A 23,531-nucleotide genomic window follows, 5' to 3' on the forward strand; every position below is an offset into this window, starting at 1 on the left:
GTATAAATTTAGTCCCAAACTAAACTTAACCGCTTATGAAAACTTTTACCCTAACTGTAAAAGGTTATGCATGCTTTGCATTAATCTTTATGTTATCAACATCCTTATTCGCACAAGACTTTAACGTACAACACCTTCAAAATGATATGGGCAATTCCGGTGGAACTAACACCAGTTTCACTACTGTGTCATCACTTAACAATGCATTTGTATTGGCAAACAATAACCGAAAGGTAACTGCAGGAACAGACGGAGTGACTGGTAACTTAGATGCAGATGATCTTTCTGGTGCAAGAGTATTAACTGGGACAGGTACTTTGACCTACTACAGGCAATCTGGTTCCACTGCTACAAACACGAGATTTAACAGTTCGATATGGGAGTATATCGGTCCTTCTGGCGGAAATAATGAAATGATTGTTAGAGGCAGATATACCGTAGATCTAAACGGAGCAACAAATAGCATTACACAAGCTTTATCTGGTATAAGCAATGCGGCAGATTGTATCCCTTTTATAACGGGTATTTTATCTGATAATACCATTGACGGAGGGGATTCTGGTACTGCCATTGCTTATTTGGAAGATGCTACGACGTTACGGGTAGAGAAAGGCACTAGTGCCAATAACGTAACCGTGTATATAACAGTTGTAGAATTTACAGGGAGTAATTGGACTGTTCTACATGGTGATTCTGGTGATACAGCAGCAGATACAGGAACTATAACATTAAGAAATAATTCAGATGGTTCGGGTACAGCCACAAGTGTAAGTGCTTGGAGTGAAGCCATAATTTTTAGCCATCATAGAGGTGATGATATTGGAGGTACTAATCAAGGGATTGAAGATAACTGGCCGTTGATGGATCCTGGCTCTAATAATGAAACTGTAGATTGGACATTTCAGTCTGGCCATTTATCTAATGGTACCAATCGGCAGTTTGTACATGTCTTAGCTAACTCTGACTTAAATGTAACACGGTTTTCTTCAAATACATCTTCTACAGAAGGAGAAACAATAATAGATATAAGTTCTGCTGGTTTATCCAATACCAGTGAAGCATTAATTGTCGGTTCTTCCATAAGTACAGGAGGTGGTACGGCTTATGGTAGAGGCTGGAGAAACTACTATTTTAATTCTGCTGCATCAGCTTCGCACTGGTCCCATCGTAGTGGAAATACAATGCAACATGAAATTCAGATCATAGATTTATCTAGTTTATCAACACCTACTGGTCCTGAAATAAACATACAAGGCAACAGCAATACAATAGTAGACGGAGATGCCACACCTTCCGCAACTGACGATACAGATTTTGGGACAGTATCAACTTCTGGCGGAACACAAGTCAATACGTTTACCATACAAAACACAGGTACTGCAGATTTAAGTTTAACAGGAAGTTCACCTTATGTGAGTATTTCTGGTACAAATGCCACAGATTTCACAGTTACCACAATACCATCTTCGACAATTGGCCCAAGCGGATCGACCACATTTCAGATTGCATTTAACCCAATTGCTAGTGGCTTAAGAACTGCATCCGTGTCTATAGCTAATGACGACAGTGATGAAAATCCGTATAACTTTGATATACAAGGTACGGGCAATACACCGACTTATTGTTCTTCTAACGGAAACAGTACTGCTGATGAATATATTGATAGGTTTCAATTTGCTGGAATAATTGATAACAATTCCTCAGGTGAGGGAACAACCAGTACAGGTTATTCAGATTTTACAGCAATTTCAGCAGATGTCAATAGATCTACCAACTACTCATTTACTATAACACCAACTTGGACCGGTACTGTATATGATGAGGGTTACGCTATATGGGTAGACTTTAACAATGATTTCGACTTTGAAGATGCTGGTGAATTGGTATTTACTCAAACTCCAACAGTTACAACCCCTATTTCGGGTAGTTTTACAATACCACCAGGTGCAACCTTAGGTAGCACAAGAATGCGAGTATCTATGAAGTATAACGGTATACCTACAGAATGTGAATCTTTTGATTATGGTGAAGTTGAAGATTATACCATAAATATTCTTGCTGTCGTGTCTGGCCCAGAGATAAATATCCAAGGTAATGCCACCACTATAGTAGATGGTGATACCACACCAGATGTTGCTGATAATACCGACTTTGGAAGTATTACCACTTCAGGTGGCACACAAGTAAACACTTTCACAATACAGAATACCGGGACAACCGCTTTATCACTAACAGGTGGTTCTCCGTATGTTGTAATTTCTGGTGCACATGCTGCAGATTTTATTCTAACTTCAACACCGAATTCCTCTATTGCTTCATCAGGATCTACAACTTTTGAAATTACATTCAATCCAAGTACAGACGGAACAAGAACAGCTTCAGTTTCAATAGCAAATAATGATACCAATGAAGACCCCTATAATTTTGATATAACTGGTATTGGAGTCACGCCACCACCACCATCGGCAAATCCAGGAAATATTGGTAGCACTGATTTACAGTTATGGGTTAAAGCCAATGCAGGAACAAGCACAACTACAGATGGCGCTGAAGTTACTGATTGGACTGATTACTCTCCGAATAATTTTACCGTAGAGCAAGGTGGTGCCAATGCGCCCATATACACAACAGACGTTATTAATTTTAATCCTGCTCTAAGCTTTACCAGAAGCCAAAGCAGATACTTTAGAATTCCAACAGCAGAAGTTGATGGAACTGGTTTGGATATCGTACCATCTCCTGCCGCACCTACAGCTTCAAAACGCTCAAGTATGTCTATTTTCGCAGCGTTCTTAACCGATGGTAGCGGTGCAGGTACTATGCTATCCCGAGCCGACAATGACAATCGTAGTTATCAATTATGGCTGGGTGATACGGATAGGGTTGTTCATTACACTTTAGCAAGAGGTACTGAGCCGGGAATAAACTACGGTACAATCCATGCGAGAAATGCTGCAAAAATATCATCTGCAGTCATAGATGTTGATGGTGCCAGCCTTGTAGACAACCCTAATACAAGCAGAATTCAAAGATATGTAAATGGTTATTTAGATCCATTGACAATAAAATCAAACGGTGATGATGGTTTTGGAGATGGAGAGATTAACAACGTAGACGTACTTATTGGAGCTAGAAGAAATTCCGCCAACACTGGAACTGGTAACGTACTAACTGGTAATATTGCTGAAATTATAGTTTATGATCGCATACTTACAACAACCGAAAGACAAAAAGTAGAATCCTACATGGCCATAAAATATGGTATTACATTAGGCTATAATGATGAATTCTATCGTGAAGAAGATACACCAGACGAAACTCCCTTTGGTTATTCTGGTACAAGTAACGATTACATCTTATCCGATGATTCCATGGTATGGGACGGTAGCGATAATACGGGTTATGGCTACAACGTTTTTGGCATTGCCAGAGATGACAACTCAGCACTTTTACAGTTAAAGTCCAAGAGTGTACATATAGAACAAATATCAAAAGATGAATCTATCATCACCCTTACCGATGAGTCTGGAAGCATTGAAAACGACCACGATTATTTAATGATAGGAAACAACGGTGCCACTGTGACACTTCAGTCCACAACAGTTCCAGAACGGGTTACACAAACCATAAATAGAGTTTGGAAATCTAGAGAAGGTACTAATGATGTTGGAACAGTAATGTTAGAGTTTGATTTAAGTCAGTATAGCTTATCAGGCCCAGCTGATTTAGAGCTCATCGTTGCAGATAATACATCTTTTACAAATTATAAAAACTATGCCGGAACTTATGATTCTTTTACAGAAGTGATAACGTTTAGCGGTGTTAATTTAAAAGACAATGAATACTTTACACTAGCCAAAACACAAGAACTACTAGATGATTATCATTTTGATTTTAATGGATCTACTAAGTATGTGGACTTGGAAGACAATTTAGACTTAACGGGTGATTTTACGATTTCGGCTTGGATAAAAAGAGATGTAGGCTCAAATGATAAAAGTATCATTTCAAAACGTAACAGTGCAGATAGTGAAGGTTACGATTTTAGAATAAGTAGCTCAGGAAACTTAGAGATGTACTGGTACAATGGATCTAAAAGGACCGTAGTATCCAACACAACAATACCAATTGGCAGATGGCATCATGTAGCTGCTGTTTATGAAGGTGGCACTATATCACTCTATATCGACGGTGTTTTTGATAATGATGCCAACTTACCAGCACCTCTTGCAACGTCTCATAAAGCTATTATTGGTGCGGCTGGTTCTACAACAATTTCTGACTTCTATAACGGAGATATTGACGAATTGCGCATATTTGATATAGCATTGCCCCTGACGCAACTTCGCTTTGGTATGAATCAAGAAATTGAATCAGACGGTACAAACATAAGAGGGTCGTATTTTGAAAGTAGAGGTGTTGTGCCAACAAAGAATGATTTAATTACATATCCATGGAGTTCTTTAATTGGTTACTACAAATTTTCACATGTAAAAGGTAATTGCTTGTTTGATGAATCTTCATACACATCAACAAACGGAAGACTATACAATACAACAAATGCTTCAATAGAGACACAAACAGCACCATTACCATTTACCTCAAGTCAAAGTGGAAGCTGGGATACAAGCAGTACTTGGAGCAATGGTAGTGTGCAATATGTACCAGGTTCTGCATCAATTGTAGATACTGATATTACTTTAGACTGGAGTATCGTTGTAACATCACACGATATTAGTTTAAGCAATGCTTCCCTGCCATCTGCTAATGCTGATAACAGAACCGTTTTAGGACTTTTTGTAGATGCTAATGAATTGACCATAAATGGAGATAATGTTTCCAATACCGGAAACGGTCTTACCGTATCGCATTATATGGGATTAAACGGAAAAATTGATTTAGAAGGAGAATCACAATTAATTCAACCAGTAAATAGTGACCTTGATGTTACTGCAACGGGCTTATTAGAAAAGGATCAACAAGGTACTGCAGATACGTTTACCTATAATTATTGGTCCTCACCAGTTGGTATAGTTGATATTGCCAAAACCAACTATCGCTATACCGTACAAGATATTATGCTAGATGGTACGAATCCTGTCGACTTTTCGAGTTCGGGATATGACGGTGCTGATAGCACCCCTATAAGAATAGCGGATTACTGGATTTGGAAATTTGCAAACCTAACAAGTGACGATTATTCAGCATGGCAACACGTAAGACGTACAGGTAATATTGATGCTGGTGAAGGTTTTACCATGAAAGGCCCAGGATCTGGATCCATATTAACCGATCAAAATTACGTGTTCTTAGGAAAACCTAATAACGGAGATATTACCTTGACCATTAATGCTGGTAATGATTATTTAGTTGGTAATCCTTATGCTTCAGCCATCAATGCCGATGAATTTATTACGGATAATACAGCAACTTCGGGTACACTTTATTTTTGGGAACACTGGGGAGGCGGTTCTCATATATTACAAGAATACCAAGGCGGATATGCATTATATAATCTATCAGGAGGCGTCCCAGCACCAGCGCCAGATCCAGATGTGGCTCAGGTTGGTGTGGGTACAAAAATACCAGGTCAGTATATTCCAGTGAGTCAAGGGTTCTTTGTATCTGGTACAAGCTCAGGAACTATAACTTTTGAAAATGACCAACGTATTTTCCAAAAGGAAGGCAGTTCAGCTTCTGTGTTTTTAAGAGGTGAAAATGTCTCAACATCTGAAACTAATACAGAAGATATAGATGATAGAATGAAATTTAGAATTGGTTTCAATGCCGGTAATGATTTACAACTGCACAGACAACTTTTATTAACCATAGATGAGAGTACAACTCTTGATTACGATTGGGCTTTTGATGCATTACTCTACGATAATCAGACTGACGATATGTTCTGGATGATTAACGACAACAAATATGTTATACAAGCTAGTAATGAAGTTGAAATGAGTACCGTATATCCTTTAGGTGTAAAAACAAGTATTGATGGTATCACCAGTATAAATATTGATGCATTAGAAAACGTTCCTGATGAAATCAACATATATGTACACGATATTGAGTTGAATATTTATCATGATTTAAGAGCAAGTGAGTACGAAATCTTCTTAAATACAGGTGAATACTTAGATCGCTTTGAAATTACATTTGCTACCGAAGCTCAACTACTTGGCGTGGACGAAGAAGTCAGTGAAAGTTTAGATGTATTATACTCTAACGATAAAGAAAAAATTGTATTGATAAACCCTAACCTAGTGGATATAAAATCGATTGAACTATTTAATATGTTAGGACAATCTGTTTATACCATTGAAAATATTTCAGAGAGCGGTTACTCTGAATACGAAGTTAAGAATTTAAGTGCTGGAACTTATATCATTAAGTTGTATGCTGTAAGCGGTTCAGTATCTACTAAGAAAGTTCTAGTAAAGTAATTTTGCCCCAAATCTTAAATCTTAACCACGGAAAAACCCTGATTTATTCAGGGTTTTTTTATTTATAAATAGTTTATCGTAACGCTTGTAACAAATCCGGGAGCTTAAGCTTTTCTTGTGCTCCAGTTTCCATCGTCTTTAAGGTAAATAGTTTAGACTGCAATTCCTCCTCGCCCACTAAAACCACATAAGGAATATTACGACGGTTGGCATATGTCATTTGCTTTTTCATTTTAGCCGAATCAGGATACAGCTCAGCTTTAATACCATGCTGTCTTAATTGTGTCACAGCTTCTAAACATGCGAGTGCTTCTTGGTCTCCAAAATTGATAAACAAAACTTTTGTTGCATCTGTAATGGTTTCCGGAAAAAGATTTAATTCTTCCAAAACCAGATAAATCCGATCCAAACCAAAACTGATCCCTACTCCACTCGTATCTGGTTTTCCAAAAATACTCGTAAGGTCATCATAACGACCTCCTCCGCCAATAGAGCCCATTTTTACGCCTTCTGGTGCAGAAACCTCAAAAATAGCACCTGTATAATAGTTAAGACCTCTAGCTAAGGTTACATCTAACTGTAATTTTGCGGTTTTCAATTTTAAGTTTGAAATGGCAGAATTAATAAATTCCAATTCATCAATTCCCGTTTTACCAATCTCTGAAGCTCCCAAGATAGATTTTAAACTTTCAACCTGATTGCCAAAGTCTCCTTCCAATGAAAACAATGGTTGCAGTTTAGCAATACCAGCTTCAGAAATACCTTTGCTTCGCATTTCGTCTTTGACTTTCTCCTCTCCTATTTTATCTAATTTGTCTAAAGCTACGGTGAAGTCTATGAGTTTATCTTGTGCTCCAATCACTTCGGCAATACCAGATAAGATTTTACGGTTATTTATTTTAATGGTAACGCCTTTTAAATCCAAAGCGGTGAATACCGCATCGTACAGTTGTACAAACTCAACTTCCTGAAACAAGGATTTTGACCCTACCACATCAGCATCACATTGATAAAACTCTCTAAAACGCCCTTTTTGGGGACGGTCTGCACGCCAGACAGGCTGTATTTGGTAGCGCTTAAACGGGAATTCTATTTCGTTTTGGTGTTGAACTACATATCTAGCAAAAGGAACTGTGAGGTCGTAACGAAGGGCTTTTTCAGAGATTTCTGACGATATCCTTTGAGAAGAAATATTCTTTACCAAATACTCAAAAATAAAACTAGAAGCATATCCACATATTTCCACTAATTCTATTTGTTTAAAATGTTCAAAAGCTCCGTCATTATCAAAGAATCCATCTCTTTTTTTAATTCTAACAGCAATAGAATCTCTTTGATTAATAATATATTTCCTAAGGTAATGCCTATATTTATAAATCCTTCCTTTCCCATCAGTTATAATGTAGTTGTGAATATCTTCATTTATAAAATCTGATATTTCTTCAAAAGTTGAGTCTTTATTAAATTTAAATCTTATCCTTTCGAGGAATTCAATAAAAAACTGAGTAATCTCAGAAGAAACTTCAGTTGCTTTAAAACCTATAATTTTTTCTAAATTTTTCTCAAAATACTCACCAGAATTCAAAATCTTAAAAATCAAACGGTCACCTTCATCCCCATATTTCCCCATTAAGGTCTCTGAATTTTCAAAACTTGGGGTTTCAATAGGTTGAAAGCCATAAAGCTGAAATTGTTCCTTTATCGTTTCCATAATATAGGAGCGCTTTGCAACTTCTTCTGCATTAAAATCTCTGGTACCTTTTGGTATACTTGGTTTTTTTGACATATCTATTTCCTGCGAAAGCAGAAATCTCTTTAAGTGAAACTCTATTCTAATTAAACTCAACTAACTCAATAATCGTAGTCGAGAAATTTTAAATTACCACACAGAACATCTCAGCTTGCTTCAGAAGGTGTTCTTATGAAAATATATTTTCATTTCAACCAATGCTCAATGTGACGGTAGAACAAATATTTAATTATCTAGTTCATCGCAAAAATATTATAAATTTTAGAGGCAAACCCAAGTAATTTCAAATTTATAGTAACTTTATAGAGTCTAAAGCGTCTTATACTTCTAAACGACCCAACTAACTATAGAAAATCTATGTTTTCACTGACTAGAGAGAATATTAAAATTGCTTTTGGTTCTATTAAAAGTCAATTACTTCGTACTATTTTAACCGTTTTAATCATTGCCATCGGTATTATGGCTTTGGTAGGTATTTTAAGTTGCGTTTCAGCTTTAGAGAACAGTATCTCTGGCAGTTTCTCGTCAATGGGTGCTAATACTTTTAATTTTCAGCGTTATGAGTTCACCAATCAGCGTCAAAGTAGCAGAGAACGTCAAAAGATAAATCCTGTTATTAACTATAGAAACGTAAAGGATTTTGAAGATAATTATGACTATCCCTTTACAAAAGTGGCTGTATCTTTTACTGGTACAACTGCTGCCGAAGTTAAATATGACAATAAAAAAACCGACCCCGAGGTACAGATTATTGGGTCTAATGAGTACTTTATTGAAAACTCTGGACTAGAGATTGACAATGGTCGTTCGCTAAATGTATTTGATGTTGAAAACAGTAATGCTGTTTGTGTGATTGGTAGTGATTTACAAAAAGCTTTATTTCCGGATGTGAATCCAGTGGATAAAACAATAAGTGTTAGGGGCTCTAAATTTAAGGTTGTCGGTGTTTTAAAAGAGAAAGGTTCTACATTTGGAAACAACCAGGATCTAAGAGTTATTATGCCCATACAAAAAGCACGCTCTATTTTTACCAATCCAAACATAAACTACACGCTTAGCGTTAAGGTAGATAAAAGTGACATGCTTGAAAATGCTCAAGAGGAAGCCATTTTAACTTTTAGAAATATTAGAGGTCTTAACCCAATTGAAGCTAATGATTTTGGTATAGAACGCAGCGATGATTTGATTAATCGTGTTGCTGAAAATACAAGCACACTGTATATTGCCGCTTGGATTATTAGTATCATTACCATATTTGGGTCTACCATTGCCTTAATGAATATTATGTTGGTTTCCGTGAGTGAACGCACACGAGAAATTGGTGTACGTAAAGCTTTGGGTGCAAAACGTAGAACTATAGCTTTTCAGTTTTTTATGGAAACTGTTATTATCGGTCAGCTCGGCGGAATTCTTGGTATTTTATTAGGAATTGCCATTGGTTGGGGAGTTTCAAAAGGCTTTGAACTCGACTTCTCCACTCCATGGGTTGCCATGATTTGGGCAACAAGTATAGCCTTTATTGTGGCTGTAATTTCTGGCCTATATCCTGCGACCAAAGCGGCGAGATTGGATCCTATAGAATCTTTGAGGTATGAATAATGAGTGTCTAGTGTCTAGTGTCTAGTGTCTAGTGTCTAGTGTCCAGTTAAAATACTTTTTACTTACCACCTATTACTATTTACTTCTCACTACTTCTTACCAACTTCTCAAAATATTGAAACAATTCACCTTTAGTAATGCTCGCACCTTGCTGAATCAGTTTAAAAATATCCATATGCTTATCGTCTGAATATTCCTTTTTTGCATTAAAAAATTCAATATCATCAGACAGTAAATTGTCTCTCAACCACTGAAAACCTTCTTTAGTGGTTAAATCTACTTTATCTTCTTTTAACTTTAAGGCAATAAGATGCATATCCTTTGCTCTGCATTTAAAAAGATGTATCTGATTTGGGGAAATATGCTCTAAAAATTCAACCTTATCCAAAACACCATACCAAACCAAATCGCTAAACACATCGAGTTCTTGTTCAGCAGCTTCTGGTTTATTCTTTTTAATATCCTCCCACTCATCAGCGGTTATGGATTGTGTTGCTAAAAAATTGATGAATTCTTGATGTAATTCTTCAAACTGTTCTTTTGTTAATCTTGTGTATTTCATAAAAAACTTAGTTTTTCGCCTCGCACTAGACGCGAGGTTTCATTACTAATCCTATTGATTAATAGCCTTATACGCTTCAAAAGGTCTGTCGGTTGCTATGACATCAATTCCTTTGTTTTGCCATTGCCTGTAAAGCTCATTGCCTTTTGCTTCAGCTTGTCTGTCTAAATTGCCCAATGTACCCAAAATGCAAACTATATCTTGGTTATGCAATCTTTTATATAATGATTGATTAGATAATCGTGTACCGGTAAAAGCCAACATATTTTCAACTGGTATATTGGTTTCCAATAATCTATCGAATTCTTTATGATTCCTTGCCGAAACAGACAATAACATTTCTGGTGCAAGGTTATATGCTGATTTAGCCTGTGCTACGTCATAAGTTATAATAATACAAATATCTTCTGCTTTTGCTTCTTTTATAGCATTGATAACACTTTCTTGTTTTACACTACGCTTAATATCTACGGTTAACACGATATTATTTGTTTTGCACCATTTTAAAACTTCTGAAAACAATGGGATTTTAGATTCTGTTAGGTTTCCATAATCATCAACCAAATTATACTTTTTTAGCTGATTAAAAGTCATATACTTAATTGAGCCGCTTCCATTTGTTGTCCTGTCTATGGAATTATCGTGCATTAAAATAAGCTTACCATCTTTAGTCTGAGCCACATCAACTTCATAGATTGCAGAAATACTATCACTTATATACTTTAAAGTTTCGAGACAGTTCTCGGGATAATTTTTTAATCCCTTTCCTCCACGATGCACACTTATATTTGGGTAATTTCCATTTGATGCTTTAAAGACTTCAATCAGTTTTGATTGTTTTGTCACATCTGCTACTTCTTCGACTTTAGAATCTTTACAACCAAAGAGACCAATAGCTAGAAAAAATATTATGTACCGTTTCATATTCATTGAAGTTTTTTGAGATACCGCTATTCAACAGCATTCGTTCAACTATAGTTTTCGCAAAATTTGCGCTGCCTTGATACAAAAAAAGTTTTACTCATAAAAAAACCGCTTAGCGAACTAAACGGTTTTAAATTATGCTATAATACAATTAAGCTTCTGCTATAACTTCAAAAGTAAAGTCTACAGTTACCGATCTGTGCAATCTAATTGCAGCTTCGTACTGACCTAAACGCTTAATGTTACCACCATTGATAGAAATGTATTTTTTATCAACTTCGTGACCTTCTTTTCGCAATGCCTCAGCTAAATCCATATTGGTAATAGAACCAAATAATTTATCACCAGCGGTTGCTCCTGTACCTGCTTTAGCAGTAATTTTTACGTCTAATCCTTTTAAGGCTTCAGCAGTTTTTTCTGCTTCTGCAATAATAGATTTTTCTTTATATGCGCGTTGCTTTAAAGTCTCTGCCAATACTTTCTTAGCAGAAGCAGTAGCCATTACAGCTTGACCTTGAGGAATTAAAAAATTTCTACCATAACCGTTCTTTACTGTTACAATATCGTCTTTAAATCCTAAATTTTCAACGTCTTGTTTTAATATAAGTTCCATTGTTATGATATTTTATTTTAATAAATCTGCAACATATGGCATTAAGGCTAAATGTCTAGCTCTCTTAACAGCCACAGATACTTTTCTTTGATACTTTAAAGACGTTCCTGTTAAACGTCTCGGTAATAATTTACCTTGTTCGTTTACAAAGCTCAATAAGAAATCTGGATCTTTGTAATCCACATACTTAATGCCAGACTTTTTAAAACGACAGTACTTCTTTTGTTTAGAAGTTTCTATATTTAAAGGAGTAAGATACCTGATCTCACCATCCTTTTTTCCTTTTGCTTGTTGTTCTATTGATGACATAATTACGCTTTTTGTTTGTTTCTATCTCTTCTTTTATCAGCCCAAGCCGCAGCGTGCTTGTCTAACTTTACAGTTAAGTAACGCATAAAACGCTCATCACGTCTAAACTCTACTTCTAATTCTTCTATCGCCTCACCAGCAACAGTGTAATCAAATAAGTGATAAAAACCACTCTTTTTGTTTTGGATTGGATAAGCTAATTTCTTTAAGCCCCAATCTTCTTTAGCGGTCATCTTTGCTCCTTTAGAAACGAGGAAATCCTCATATTTCTTTACTGTCTCCTTTATCTGATCTTCAGATAAAACGGGATTTAAGATGAAAACAGTTTCGTAACGATTCATAAAAATTTTATTTGTTTATTGTTAAAACGGCTGCAAAAATACGCATTAATTCTAATTCTGGCAACGTTTTTGCCTGTAAAAATCACGAATAAATTCAATATTAAAGAATGTGTTAAATTTTACACTTTGTCGGTAAAATTTGTTTTTTAACCGAAATTATTGTACTATTGTCGATATCTTAACCTAATAAAATATTAATGTTATGACTTTAAACTGTGTAGTTGTTGATGATTCTGCGATTCAGCGTCTCTCTATAGTAAAGTTAATCGAGAATCATTCTTCGCTTAACCTTATTGCAGAGTACAGTAGTGCGTTAGAAACAAAAAACGGTCTTAATACACATAAAGTAGATCTTATCTTCTTAGATATAGAGATGCCTGTATTAAACGGTTTTGAGCTCTTGGATGTACTCAACAACAAACCCCAAATTATTTTTGTTACTGGTAAAACCGAATATGCTTTTAAAGCATTTAATTACGATGCTACCGACTATCTTCAAAAACCAATCACCAAAGAACGTTTTAATACTGCCGTAGAAAAAGCTATTGAGCAGCATAAATTAAAATTAGATTTCAACGAAACTGATGGCGAACATATCTTTGTAAAGAGTAATCTTAAAAAACGTAAAGTTTATATTAAGGATATTAAGTGGATTGAAGCTTTAGGCGATTATGTAAAAGTCGTAACAGAAGAAAACAGCCTTGTGGTATTATCTACTATGAAAGCTTTTGAAAAAGAGTTACCTGAAGGAAAATTTTTAAGAATTCACAAATCCTACATTGTGAATTTAGATAAGATTGACCGATTTAACAGTAAAAACGTTGAAGTTGGTGCTTATGAGATTCCATTGAGTCGAAATAAAAAGACACAATTGGTTGATGCTTTGAATAATATGTAAACTATTACTTTATAATTTAAAGCATTACATTATAGTTTATTTAAATCTCAGTCCCGACAACAATCTTAGGGATTGGGATTTTTTGTTTTGCACCTTTACATGTTGATATATACTGTGACTTCAAGTGAATTTTGTGACTACTAATGCACTAAATTTGTATTGAGGAGCAAGTTTCGAATTCAAAAATAGTTCTCGATACAATTTTTCATTCTTCAAAATCACTCGAACTGACAAAATACTTAGTTTTTAAAAGGTTCTTTTAATAATTATCCACATTCAGCACTACTCTAACTGACTTAAAATCTTTAACCGCATTAAAACTATTATCAATCTTCTTAATTGCTTCTTTTGTTTTTGCCAAAGATTGTTTCTGAGGAATCTTAACCAAGATATTTTTATTGTATAGATTTCTAATTCGGGAAATAGGTGGAAATTCTGGCCCAAGAACATTAGCTCTAAAAACCTGACGAAGTGACTTAGCGTACCAATCTGCCGCCAAATTCACACGATTATAATCCTTATGCTTAAATGTAATCTTAATCAACCTATAAATCGGTGGATATTTATAATTATACCGATCATTCATCTGCTCAGCATACATCTCCTTATAAGAATTTGTAGATACCTGTTGTAAAATATTATGATGTGGATTATAGGTTTGTATCAACACTTTTCCTCTTATATCCGTTCGTCCTGCTCTACCTGATACTTGCGTCATTAATTGATAACTGCGCTCATGCGCTCTAAAATCTGGAAAGTTGAGCAAATTATCCGCATTCATAATACCAACCAACTTTACATGTCTAAAATCCAAGCCTTTTGTCAGCATTTGTGTACCCACTAAAATATCAACTTCGCGCTGCTCAAAACTTGTAATGATCTTTTCGAAACCATACTTCCCTCGTGTTGTATCCAAATCCATACGTGCCACTTTTTTTTCAGGGAATAAAACCTTCACCTCTTCTTCTATCTGTTCGGTTCCAAAACCCTTTGTGTCTAAAGTTTGATTTCCACAGGCTTGACAACTCTTTAACATGGCCGAATTATAACCACAATAATGGCAGCGCAACTGATCCCTATACTGATGATACGTTAAGCTGACATCACAATTAGGACATTGTGGCGAATTACCACATGTAGTACATTCTACAATAGGCGAAAACCCTCTTCTATTCTGAAAAAGAATGATTTGAAAGCCTTGTTCTAAGGTTTCTGTCATTTCTTCTATCAATCGATCAGAAAAATGCCCTTTCATGCGTTTGCGCTTATACTTATCAGCGAGATCCACCAATTCAACATCTGGCATCAATACATTATTATAACGTATCCTTAATTCCACCAAGCCATATTTACCTTCACTTGCATTAAAATAACTTTCTAAGCTTGGCGTAGCCGAACCCAACAGTGTTTTAGCTTGATGCATATTTGCCAATACTATAGCTGCATCTCTGGCATGATAACGCGGTGCAGGATCGAATTGTTTATAGGATTGCTCGTGTTCTTCGTCGACAATGATTAAACCTAAATTACGGAATGGCAATAACAATGACGAACGTGCACCAATAATAATTTGGGCTTTTTCTGAGTTGTTCAACATATTACTCCACACCTCTACCCGCTCATTACCAGAATATCTACTGTGAAATACAGCCACTTTATTGCCAAAATAATCTTGTAATCGCTGAACTAATTGCGTGGTAAGAGCAATCTCTGGTAATAGATACAGAATCTGTTTTCCTTGTTCTAGTTGCTTTTGAATTAGCTGCACATAGATTTCTGTCTTACCAGATGAAGTGACGCCATGCAGCAATGTAACCGATCGGGTTTTAAAAGCAGTTTCAATTTGATTGAAGGCTTCCGATTGTGCTTCGCTTAATATTTTAGAGTCAGCATCACCTTCTCCTTTAAACTGAATACGATCAGTTTTTATATGATATTCTTCTAAAACACCTTTATCTACCAACGCTTTAACAACAGCCGAAGACGATCCGCTTCGTTCCCTTAATTCTGAAACTTTTATGGGTTTGTTATCAGAAGCTTCTAATGTAAATAGTGTTAAAATCACTTCACGCTGTTTTGGCGCTCTACTGAGGATTTGTAGAAGATCTTGAAGTTTTTCTTCAGGCTTATGGTTGTGGTGAAGTTTTACATAGCGCACTAATTTAGGCTGGTATTTTTCATAGAGCTCTTCTTGAAGATCTAATACTCCTTTTTCTACTAAACCATTAATAACAGGCAATACACGCTTCTTATCTAAAATTGATATTACATCTTGGATCTTTAAGGATGATTGATATTGCAAGGCTTCATAAATTAAAAATTCGTCATCTTTTAATTCTGAATCTTCAATTTTAGTTTTTTCGTTTTTAGAAATAATGGTTTCACTTTCTAAAATAAAAGCATTTGGCATTGCAGCTCGCATTACTTCACCAATGCTGCACATGTAATAGTCAGCAATCCATTCCCATTGCTTTAATTGAATTTCTGTAATAACTGGGGTTTCATCTAATATTTGATGAATGGTCTTAGCTTCGTAAGCTAGTGGTGGATTGTTGTGAATGTTGTAAGCTAAAGCCGTATAAATTTTGCTCTTACCAAAAGGTACAGCAACACGCATTCCTGATTTTAAGAATTTAGCTTCAGCTTCTGTAATATGATACGTAAAGGCTTTTTGAAGCGGGATTGGCAATATGACATCTAAAAAATAAATAGGTGTTTAGGTGTTTAGGTGTTTAGGTGTTTAGGTGTTTAGGTGTTTAGGTGTTTAGGCAAGTACTTAAGAAAAGTTATTCTACAATAAACTTATTACTTTATACTTATTACTTTATACTTATTACTATGTTAATCAACGCGTTCCCAGTATTGGGTTTTATAGAAGAATGCTACATAACCTCTTACTTGCAAGGTGTCTTCATCTTCTTCTATTTTCAATCGGCATTTATAGACTTTTCCATTCTCTGGATTGAGAATAGTTCCTCCCTCATAAGCTTCATCATCTTTTTTTAATCCATCAATAATGACCATACCTAAAACTGGTTTGTCTTTTTTATCGTCTTCGCATTTACTACAAATTGCATCTCTGTTATCAGTAAGTATATCAACTATTTTTCCATAGACTTTACCGTCATTTTCGTAAATCTCAACTATGGATTTGGTTTCGCCAGTTTCATCATCAATAGTTTTCCATTTACCAAAAATATTTTGAGCAGAACTAAAATTAAAGCCTGCTACAACAAGTATTACAAATACTATTCTATTCATTATTATTAATTTTTCGTAATCGCCTCAACGAGGCATTAAGTTCATAACCTAAAAGTAGAATATTGGAATTTAACCATAGATACAACAACAGTATTAAAAGAGCCCCTACGGAACCATATAACTTATTATACTGCGAAAAATTATCTATATATATACCAAATAAATAAGATGTGAGAATAATCAATAAAGTTGTTAGTAAGGCTCCAATAGAAAAAAACCGAGTATTACGACCTTCTTTAGTTCCGAAATAATAAAGTGTGGCTGTTGCCAAATATACCATGATTATAAAAAACAGATACTTAACAAATACAATCCAACCCACTCCTTTATCACTTAAGGTTTCACCGCTTAAACTCTCATAAAGAGGACTAAGGATATATATTTGAAAATAGCCAAAAACAGCTACTGTGAGCAACAATAAAAATGCTAGTATAAGTGCTATGCTAAGTGCAAAAACGTACTGTTTAAAGACATTTCTATACAGCTGCCTGTGATAAGAACTTTCAAAACCTGAAAAAACAGCGTTTACACCATTTGCCATTAAAAAAATTGATAACAGAAAAACAGAAGAAATAAGACCTGTACTACTATTAGTCTTAATGTCATCAAAAATATAACCAAAAAAGAATTCTGATGTTTGCGGTGGTAAGAAGGAGTTCAAAAAGTCTTCGAATTGATCTGGAAAACCATTAATTGGAATATACGGTATAACTATAATTACAAACAACAAAAATGGAAATATCGCCGTAAAAAAACTAAATGCAATGGCACTTGCTCTTGTGGTCAAAGCCCCTTTTACAATACCCATTATGTAAAGCTCTAACAGATCGTAAATAGATAAACCTTCAAAACCTGGTAATCTAATTTGCTTAAAAAAGCGAACGACTATATTAAGTACAGGAATTTTATCGAGTTTATCTTCAATGGGTTTGGTCATGCAACAAATTAAGATTTATAGTTTACGATATCAGATATTTAACTGAAGTCTGCGACTGTACATTGCAAACTGAATTATAATGCTTTTAGGCTTAAATCCATATTGTACACAGAATGTGTCAACGCACCAGATGAAATATAATCCACACCACACTCAGCATAATGCCTTACGGTCTTTTCATTAATTCCACCCGAAGATTCCGTTAAACATTGCTCACCAATTAGCTTTATTGCTTTGCGTGTATCCTCATAGTTAAAGTTATCTATAAGAATACGATAGACACCTCCACAGTCTAAAATGGCTTTGATTTCCTCTAAATTTCTAGCCTCAACGATGATTTTTAAATCACGATTGGTGTCCTTTAAATACTGCTTAGTCAAGTTGATGGCTCTTGCTACACCACCAGCAAAATCAATATGATTATCCTTAAGCATTATCATATCGTACAGCGCAAATCTATGATTCTCACCACCACCAATTTTTACGGCCCACTTTTCCAAAGCTCTAATTCCAGGTGTAGTTTTACGTGTGTCTAATATTTTTGTCCCTGTCCCTTCCAACAAATCAACAAACGTCTTTGTTTTGGTAGCAATAGCACTCATGCGTTGCATAGCATTCAATACCAAGCGCTCAGCTTTAAGAATAGATTGCGAAGCTCCTTCTACATAAAGCACAATATCTCCGTATTTTACTTCGCTACCATCTCCGATTAACGTTTCTACTTTCATATTTTCATCCACATAAGCAAAGACTTGTTTGGCAAATTCAACACCAGCAATAATACCTTTATCTTTTACTAAAAGTTTAGCTTTCCCCATCGCTGTCGCAGGAATACATGCCAACGAGCTATGATCACCATCTCCAACATCTTCTCTTATGGCATTAACAATAATTCCTTCTATTTCTTTATTAAATTGTTCTTTTGAAATCATTTATATTGTTATTTGATGTAAAAATAGCAATAGATTATTGATTATATCAATAGAAATGTTACAACTTTTGGCATTTCTCGTCTTAACTATATACCAATATATAAATTATGTCATTTCTCGAAAAAACTCACAAAAAGATTTATGGCAAAGGGGTTTTTATTGCTTTTACTTGGCTTACAAGAATTCTACTAGCTATAGCTTTTATGCCCTCTGGTTTTACCAAATTAGTAGGCAATAGATTTACATCAATTTCTGTAGAGGATCCTGTAGGGTTCTTCTTTGAAGCTATTTACCAGACAGGTTGGTATTGGAATTTTCTTGGTGCAACACAACTATTAGTAGCCTTACTTTTATTGATACCACGTACATCATTCTTGGCATCACTACTTTACTTTCCTATAATTATAAATATATTCCTTATGGTCACCTCAATGCATTTTACTGGTACGCCAATTGTAGCAGGCCTTATGCTGCTTGGAAATATTTATCTTATACTTTGGGATTACAACAAGCTAAAAAAATCATTTCTAACATTTTTCAAAAATCTAACCCAACAACTTCTATTTAAGATTGTAAATTTGTGGTTATGACAATTAAACTCATAACCATAGGTAAAACGGATGATAAAAATCTTAAGGTTTTAATTGAAAGCTATACTAAACGCTTAAGTCATTACATTAGGTTTGAATTTGAGATTATACCCGATATAAAAAACGTAAAGCATCTTTCTGAAACACAACAAAAAGACAAAGAAGGCGAGCTTATTTTATCTAAGACACAAAAATCTGACATTGTAATTCTCTTGGATGAAAACGGAAAGCAGATGGATTCAGTAGCATTTTCCAATTATCTACAGAAACACCTAAATTCTGGTATTAAAACCTTAATGTTTGTTATTGGTGGTCCTTATGGATTTTCGGAAGCTGTTTATAAAAGAGCCAATGGAAAGTTGGGTTTGTCCCAAATGACATTTTCGCACCAAATGGTACGTTTGTTCTTTATAGAACAATTATACAGAGGGTTTACTATTTTAAGAAACGAACCCTATCATCATAGATAAAAATAGCAAACCCTCTGGTATAATAAACGCCGAAACGTTTTACAGATAACTAATATGTTTTAAAAACTTCTTTTCTTTTTTTTAGTTGACGTGTTAAATCATTAATCGTTTCGTTAACTGCCATTTCGTAAGTGGCTTCATTGGATGTAGCAAAAATGCGAGGTCCTGGCAGGCTCAGTTCTATATTGCAAATTTTACCTGCATCGTGATCTTTATCATCATGCTTTATATAAACTTGAGCTGAGATTAGAAATTCAAATTTTTCTGCTAATTTTTCTAATTTTCCTGTTGCAAATTGTGATAACGTGTCACTTACATCTGTATTTACATATTGAAAATTTACCGTCATAATATTACTTGTTTTAGTTAATAATTCCTTTATCTAAGATACAATTTTTAGAGGCATTCATTACTGATAATTATCATAAATTATCCCTAAAATAAATTATGTTCTGAAAGTTTACGACCCAGTTTTCGTCTATTGATTTATAAACAAGCATATTATGGAAAACCAACTAAAAAAAGATATTGTAATTTTTGATGGCGAATGCAATTTATGCAACGGTGTTGTGGGTTGGTTATTGAAATTTGCTCCAGAGAATTTATTTCAATTTGTAGCTTTTCAATCTCAATATGGTCAAGAATTATTGATGAAATATGATTTTCCTACACATCAACTTGATACAGTTATATTAATTGATGAAAACGGTGTAAAAACACATTCTGATGGGTTTCTAAGAATTGTATCTAAAATACCTAAATGGCAACGTGTTGCAGCCTTATTAGCTTTTATTCCTAAACTTATTAGAGATTTCATATACAAAACAGCTTCAAAAAATCGTTTAAAGTGGTTTGGACAATCTAAGAGTTGTACCATTGATTTTAGGTGAATTATTATTCACTCAAAAACCTGTAATTTAGAAAAATAAAAGTCATACCGCACAATGTGAAAAATCGTTTAACTTCAAATATTATATATCTTTGAAGAACTAAAAATCACGAATTAATGCAGCTCGTTTTTGCCACCAACAACCACAACAAACTCAAAGAAGTACAGTCGCTAGTCCCAAAACATATTAAGTTGTTGAGCTTGGCTGATATTTTATGTACCGAAGACATCCCTGAAACACAACCAACTATTGAAGGTAACGCTATACAAAAAGCTGAGTATGTTAAAGCCAATTACGGCTATGACTGTTTTGCTGATGACACTGGTTTAGAGGTTGAAGCTCTAAACGGTGAACCTGGAGTTTATTCTGCGCGTTATGCTGGCCCACAAAGAAACGCAGAAGATAATATGAACAAATTATTATCTGAACTGGAAAACAAACATTCAAGAAAAGCACAGTTTAAAACCGTTATTGCCTTACATCTCAATGGAAAACTCGAAACATTTACAGGTATATGTAAAGGTGAAATCACTACAAAAAAACAAGGAGACAAAGGCTTTGGTTACGACCCTATTTTTAAACCTGATGGATATGACCAGACTTTTGCTGAAATGGACTTAGAGCTTAAAAACAAGATTGGACATCGTGGAAAAGCAGTAACTCAACTGATTCAATTTCTATCCACCTTATAAATCATACATATTACCCGAACTTAGAAAGATATGTTAGAATCCTCAAACATATCTTAGGTTTTTAAAAACATTAAATCCCATTTTTGATATTTAATTTTAAACTAAAAATTAGTACTTTTCAGTCAATACAATCAAAGCAAACCATATTAAACGCTCTAAACGATGACAAAAAACTCTTCAAAAAAAGTCATTTTCGAATTCTTTTCAATCACATTTGCAGTAATACTTGGTTTTTTAGTCAACCAATGGAATGAAAATAGAAAAAACACAAATCTTGCCGAACAATCTTTAGAACGCATCATTATTGAGGTAAAAGAAAATCAAGAAAAAATAGCTCAAAAACTCACAGATCATAATGAGACATTGGCACTAATTAGAGCTATTAAAAAATCTGTTGAAAATAATACCGCGCCAACTGATGATAGTGTTAGCTTTTCGTTTGAATTTACCAATTCTTCGGCTTGGGAAACCGCCAAACTCACCGAAGCCATCTCGTATATGCCATTAGAAAAAGTATCAGAACTTTCAATGGTTTACGACTTACAATCTTACTACGAACGGTTTTTTAAAGATTATACCTTAGGACAAGCCTTAAACCCAAATAAAAATGAAGATTTGGAACAAGTGGACATTTTGAATCAATTAGAAAAAACCGTGCAAAATGCTATAGGTATCGAAGAAAATCTCAATAATGCCTATCTCAATTTGTTAGACAATATTGGCTGAAAAGTTCTAGTTATCTCGAATAATTGGGCGCTTCTTTAGTAATCGTTACGTCATGCGGATGACTTTCTTGAATACCGCTAGCCGTTATCTTAACAAATCGACCTGTCTCCTTTAAGGTCTCGATATCCTTTGCTCCGCAATACCCCATACCTGCTCTGAGACCGCCAATAAATTGGTGAATACTCTCAAACAACTCTCCTTTGTATGGTACACGGCCCACAATACCTTCTGGCACCAGCTTTTTAATATCGTCTTCTACATCCTGAAAATAGCGATCTTTACTTCCTTGTTTCATAGCTTCGACAGAACCCATACCTCTGTAGGATTTAAACTTTCGTCCTTCATAGATAATAGTTTCTCCTGGGCTTTCTTTTGTTCCTGCTAAAAGCGAACCCAACATTACCGTATCTGCACCAGCTGCGATAGCTTTAGGAATATCACCCGTGTAACGAATACCTCCGTCAGCAATGACAGGAACTCCAGAACCTTTAATCGCAGCAGCGACTTCTAATACTGCTGAAAATTGAGGAAAACCTACACCAGCGACAACGCGTGTGGTACATATAGAACCTGGTCCAATACCTACTTTTACAGCATCTGCACCAGCTTCAACTAAATACTTCGCTGCTTCTCCTGTAGCTATATTACCGACGATCACTTCCAGTTTTGGGAATTGTTGTTTTATAGATTTTAATATGGTAACCACTCCTACCGTATGGCCATGCGCCGTATCTATAACTACGGCATCAACACCTGCTTTTACCAAAGCCTCTGCTCTATCTACTGCATCACCTGTTACCCCTATGGCCGCAGCAACTCTTAATCGCCCATAAACATCTTTATTGGCATTAGGTTTTTGTGTCACTTTGGTAATATCTCTAAACGTAATTAGACCTGCAAGCTTATCACCTTCGACTATTAATAATTTTTCAATTTTATTAGCTTGTAGAATTGCTTCTGCATCTTTAAGTGAAGTCCCTTTTGGTGCAGTTACTAAATTTTCACCGGTCATAACTTCAACGATTGGTCTATCGTTTTGGTGCTCAAAACGCAAATCACGATTTGTTACAATCCCTTTAAGCACACCATTATTATCAACAATTGGGATTCCACCAATGCCATGCTCACGCATCGCATTTTTAGCATCAGCTACAACAGCATCCATAGATAGTGTTACAGGATCGATAATCATACCGCTTTCAGCACGTTTTACACGTCTTACTTTCTGCGCCTGGTCTTCTATAGTCATGTTTTTGTGCAATACTCCTATACCACCTTCTTGTGCCATGGCTATTGCCATTCTACTCTCAGTAACGGTATCCATTGCAGCCGAAATTACTGGAATATTAATGGTAATGTTTCGTGTAAATTTTGTTTGAATATTGACTTCGCGCGGAAGAACTTCTGAAAATGCTGGGACTAATAGGACGTCATCGTAGGTAAGACCTTCACCTAAGATTTTGTTTTCGTGTGCTGTCATGATGCAATTAAAATATAATTGCGTGCAAATTTACACATTTTATTTCACTTAAACTCCTTGAATTCTATTTAAGAATTCATAAAGCTCTTAATAAATAGGTTCCTACTTTCG

The 23,531-nt window shown here is 35.1% G+C and carries 20 protein-coding genes; 8 read left to right on the top strand and 12 right to left on the bottom strand.

The features are described 5' to 3' along the window. Positions 1 to 35: 35 nt before the first annotated feature. Positions 36 to 6,446 carry a RemA C-terminal-like gliding motility protein gene (locus tag KCG49_RS00960; RefSeq protein WP_218544305.1) on the top strand — a complete coding sequence of 2,137 codons (6,411 nt, stop codon included), beginning with the start codon at positions 36 to 38 and terminating at the stop codon, positions 6,444 to 6,446. A 73-nt stretch (positions 6,447 to 6,519) separates the two neighbouring features. On the opposite strand, the gene hisS is transcribed toward KCG49_RS00960, so the two are convergent. Next, complete coding sequence (gene hisS / locus KCG49_RS00965; protein ID WP_218544306.1) at positions 6,520 to 8,232, bottom strand: histidine--tRNA ligase; 1,713 nt, start codon at positions 8,230 to 8,232, stop codon at positions 6,520 to 6,522. Between the two features lie 321 nt (positions 8,233 to 8,553). Between hisS and KCG49_RS00970 the strand changes: the two genes are divergently transcribed. Continuing rightward, a complete protein-coding gene (locus KCG49_RS00970; RefSeq protein ID WP_218544307.1) occupies positions 8,554 to 9,795 on the top strand; it encodes an ABC transporter permease in 1,242 nt (413 codons plus the stop codon). Positions 9,796 to 9,874: 79 nt separating this feature from the next. On the opposite strand, the gene KCG49_RS00975 is transcribed toward KCG49_RS00970, so the two are convergent. From KCG49_RS00975 to rpsF, 5 genes are all read right to left on the bottom strand, one after another. Then, positions 9,875 to 10,357, bottom strand: coding sequence for a DUF6495 family protein (locus KCG49_RS00975; protein ID WP_218544308.1), 483 nt, complete (start codon positions 10,355 to 10,357; stop codon positions 9,875 to 9,877). A gap of 51 nt (positions 10,358 to 10,408) precedes the next feature. Beyond that, complete coding sequence (locus tag KCG49_RS00980) at positions 10,409 to 11,281, bottom strand: glycerophosphodiester phosphodiesterase family protein (RefSeq protein WP_218544309.1); 873 nt, start codon at positions 11,279 to 11,281, stop codon at positions 10,409 to 10,411. A gap of 151 nt (positions 11,282 to 11,432) precedes the next feature. Beyond that, complete coding sequence (rplI, locus tag KCG49_RS00985) at positions 11,433 to 11,894, bottom strand: 50S ribosomal protein L9 (RefSeq protein WP_218544310.1); 462 nt, start codon at positions 11,892 to 11,894, stop codon at positions 11,433 to 11,435. Between the two features lie 12 nt (positions 11,895 to 11,906). Continuing rightward, positions 11,907 to 12,206 (bottom strand): 30S ribosomal protein S18, encoded by a 300-nt coding sequence (gene rpsR / locus KCG49_RS00990; protein ID WP_218544525.1) that lies wholly within the window; start codon positions 12,204 to 12,206, stop codon positions 11,907 to 11,909. Beyond that, positions 12,206 to 12,544, bottom strand: a complete 339-nt coding sequence (rpsF, locus tag KCG49_RS00995) for a 30S ribosomal protein S6 (RefSeq protein ID WP_218544311.1) — start codon at positions 12,542 to 12,544, stop codon at positions 12,206 to 12,208. Before rpsF ends, rpsR begins: the two co-directional genes overlap by 1 nt. A 202-nt stretch (positions 12,545 to 12,746) precedes the next feature. Here rpsF and KCG49_RS01000 point away from each other — a divergent pair, with 202 nt between their 5' ends. Then, complete coding sequence (locus KCG49_RS01000; RefSeq protein ID WP_076620930.1) at positions 12,747 to 13,442, top strand: LytR/AlgR family response regulator transcription factor; 696 nt, start codon at positions 12,747 to 12,749, stop codon at positions 13,440 to 13,442. Between the two features lie 259 nt (positions 13,443 to 13,701). Here the strand turns inward: KCG49_RS01000 and priA are convergent, their stop codons facing one another. The 4 genes from priA to nadC form a co-directional block, all read right to left on the bottom strand. Then, on the bottom strand, positions 13,702 to 16,152 hold the full coding sequence (priA, locus tag KCG49_RS01005; protein WP_218544526.1) for a replication restart helicase PriA: 2,451 nt from the start codon (positions 16,150 to 16,152) through the stop codon (positions 13,702 to 13,704). 131 nt (positions 16,153 to 16,283) lie between these two features. Then, on the bottom strand, positions 16,284 to 16,703 hold the full coding sequence (locus KCG49_RS01010) for a DUF2147 domain-containing protein (RefSeq protein WP_218544312.1): 420 nt from the start codon (positions 16,701 to 16,703) through the stop codon (positions 16,284 to 16,286). Next, entirely contained in the window at positions 16,696 to 17,640 is a 945-nt protein-coding gene (locus tag KCG49_RS01015; protein ID WP_218544313.1) for a YihY/virulence factor BrkB family protein, read from the bottom strand. Before KCG49_RS01015 ends, KCG49_RS01010 begins: the two co-directional genes overlap by 8 nt. 74 nt (positions 17,641 to 17,714) lie before the next feature. Then, positions 17,715 to 18,572, bottom strand: a complete 858-nt coding sequence (nadC, locus tag KCG49_RS01020) for a carboxylating nicotinate-nucleotide diphosphorylase (RefSeq protein ID WP_218544314.1) — start codon at positions 18,570 to 18,572, stop codon at positions 17,715 to 17,717. A gap of 107 nt (positions 18,573 to 18,679) precedes the next feature. Here nadC and KCG49_RS01025 point away from each other — a divergent pair, with 107 nt between their 5' ends. Then, complete coding sequence (locus KCG49_RS01025; RefSeq protein ID WP_218544315.1) at positions 18,680 to 19,162, top strand: DoxX family membrane protein; 483 nt, start codon at positions 18,680 to 18,682, stop codon at positions 19,160 to 19,162. Next, entirely contained in the window at positions 19,159 to 19,632 is a 474-nt protein-coding gene (rlmH, locus tag KCG49_RS01030; RefSeq protein ID WP_218544316.1) for a 23S rRNA (pseudouridine(1915)-N(3))-methyltransferase RlmH, read from the top strand. The genes KCG49_RS01025 and rlmH overlap by 4 nt, the downstream gene beginning before the upstream one ends. 49 nt (positions 19,633 to 19,681) lie before the next feature. Here rlmH and KCG49_RS01035 read toward each other — a convergent pair whose 3' ends face one another. Next, positions 19,682 to 19,981, bottom strand: a complete 300-nt coding sequence (locus tag KCG49_RS01035) for an HPF/RaiA family ribosome-associated protein (protein WP_218544317.1) — start codon at positions 19,979 to 19,981, stop codon at positions 19,682 to 19,684. 154 nt (positions 19,982 to 20,135) lie between these two features. Here KCG49_RS01035 and KCG49_RS01040 point away from each other — a divergent pair, with 154 nt between their 5' ends. The 3 genes from KCG49_RS01040 to KCG49_RS01050 all read left to right on the top strand — a co-directional run bounded on the left by KCG49_RS01040 (position 20,136) and on the right by KCG49_RS01050 (position 21,940). After that, complete coding sequence (locus tag KCG49_RS01040; protein ID WP_218544318.1) at positions 20,136 to 20,522, top strand: thiol-disulfide oxidoreductase DCC family protein; 387 nt, start codon at positions 20,136 to 20,138, stop codon at positions 20,520 to 20,522. A gap of 116 nt (positions 20,523 to 20,638) precedes the next feature. Next, a complete protein-coding gene (locus KCG49_RS01045; protein WP_218544319.1) occupies positions 20,639 to 21,214 on the top strand; it encodes a non-canonical purine NTP diphosphatase in 576 nt (191 codons plus the stop codon). A 162-nt stretch (positions 21,215 to 21,376) separates the two neighbouring features. After that, positions 21,377 to 21,940 (top strand): hypothetical protein, encoded by a 564-nt coding sequence (locus tag KCG49_RS01050; protein WP_218544320.1) that lies wholly within the window; start codon positions 21,377 to 21,379, stop codon positions 21,938 to 21,940. Positions 21,941 to 21,950: 10 nt separating this feature from the next. Here KCG49_RS01050 and guaB read toward each other — a convergent pair whose 3' ends face one another. Continuing rightward, the gene (gene guaB / locus KCG49_RS01055) at positions 21,951 to 23,420 is read right to left on the bottom strand and encodes an IMP dehydrogenase (protein WP_218544321.1); all 1,470 of its coding nucleotides are present in this window, start codon (positions 23,418 to 23,420) and stop codon (positions 21,951 to 21,953) included. Positions 23,421 to 23,531: the final 111 nt, after the last annotated feature.

Source organism: Winogradskyella luteola (assembly GCF_019203985.1).
Lineage (GTDB): Bacteria > Bacteroidota > Bacteroidia > Flavobacteriales > Flavobacteriaceae > Winogradskyella > Winogradskyella luteola.

Bases quoted from the DNA above. Each gene is read 5' to 3' on its own strand.
- KCG49_RS00980 (WP_218544309.1), bottom strand. From the start codon at position 11,281: ATGAAACGGTACATAATATTTTTTCTAGCTATTGGTCTCTTTGGTTGT.
- hisS (WP_218544306.1), bottom strand. From the start codon at position 8,232: ATGTCAAAAAAACCAAGTATACCAAAAGGTACCAGAGATTTTAATGCA.
- rlmH (WP_218544316.1), top strand. From the start codon at position 19,159: ATGACAATTAAACTCATAACCATAGGTAAAACGGATGATAAAAATCTT.
- KCG49_RS01025 (WP_218544315.1), top strand. From the start codon at position 18,680: ATGTCATTTCTCGAAAAAACTCACAAAAAGATTTATGGCAAAGGGGTT.
- KCG49_RS01045 (WP_218544319.1), top strand. From the start codon at position 20,639: ATGCAGCTCGTTTTTGCCACCAACAACCACAACAAACTCAAAGAAGTA.
- KCG49_RS00970 (WP_218544307.1), top strand. From the start codon at position 8,554: ATGTTTTCACTGACTAGAGAGAATATTAAAATTGCTTTTGGTTCTATT.
- KCG49_RS00960 (WP_218544305.1), top strand. From the start codon at position 36: ATGAAAACTTTTACCCTAACTGTAAAAGGTTATGCATGCTTTGCATTA.
- KCG49_RS00975 (WP_218544308.1), bottom strand. From the start codon at position 10,357: ATGAAATACACAAGATTAACAAAAGAACAGTTTGAAGAATTACATCAA.
- KCG49_RS01015 (WP_218544313.1), bottom strand. From the start codon at position 17,640: ATGACCAAACCCATTGAAGATAAACTCGATAAAATTCCTGTACTTAAT.
- rplI (WP_218544310.1), bottom strand. From the start codon at position 11,894: ATGGAACTTATATTAAAACAAGACGTTGAAAATTTAGGATTTAAAGAC.
- KCG49_RS01000 (WP_076620930.1), top strand. From the start codon at position 12,747: ATGACTTTAAACTGTGTAGTTGTTGATGATTCTGCGATTCAGCGTCTC.
- nadC (WP_218544314.1), bottom strand. From the start codon at position 18,572: ATGATTTCAAAAGAACAATTTAATAAAGAAATAGAAGGAATTATTGTT.
- KCG49_RS01010 (WP_218544312.1), bottom strand. From the start codon at position 16,703: ATGAATAGAATAGTATTTGTAATACTTGTTGTAGCAGGCTTTAATTTT.
- KCG49_RS01040 (WP_218544318.1), top strand. From the start codon at position 20,136: ATGGAAAACCAACTAAAAAAAGATATTGTAATTTTTGATGGCGAATGC.
- KCG49_RS01035 (WP_218544317.1), bottom strand. From the start codon at position 19,981: ATGACGGTAAATTTTCAATATGTAAATACAGATGTAAGTGACACGTTA.
- rpsF (WP_218544311.1), bottom strand. From the start codon at position 12,544: ATGAATCGTTACGAAACTGTTTTCATCTTAAATCCCGTTTTATCTGAA.
- KCG49_RS01050 (WP_218544320.1), top strand. From the start codon at position 21,377: ATGACAAAAAACTCTTCAAAAAAAGTCATTTTCGAATTCTTTTCAATC.
- guaB (WP_218544321.1), bottom strand. From the start codon at position 23,420: ATGACAGCACACGAAAACAAAATCTTAGGTGAAGGTCTTACCTACGAT.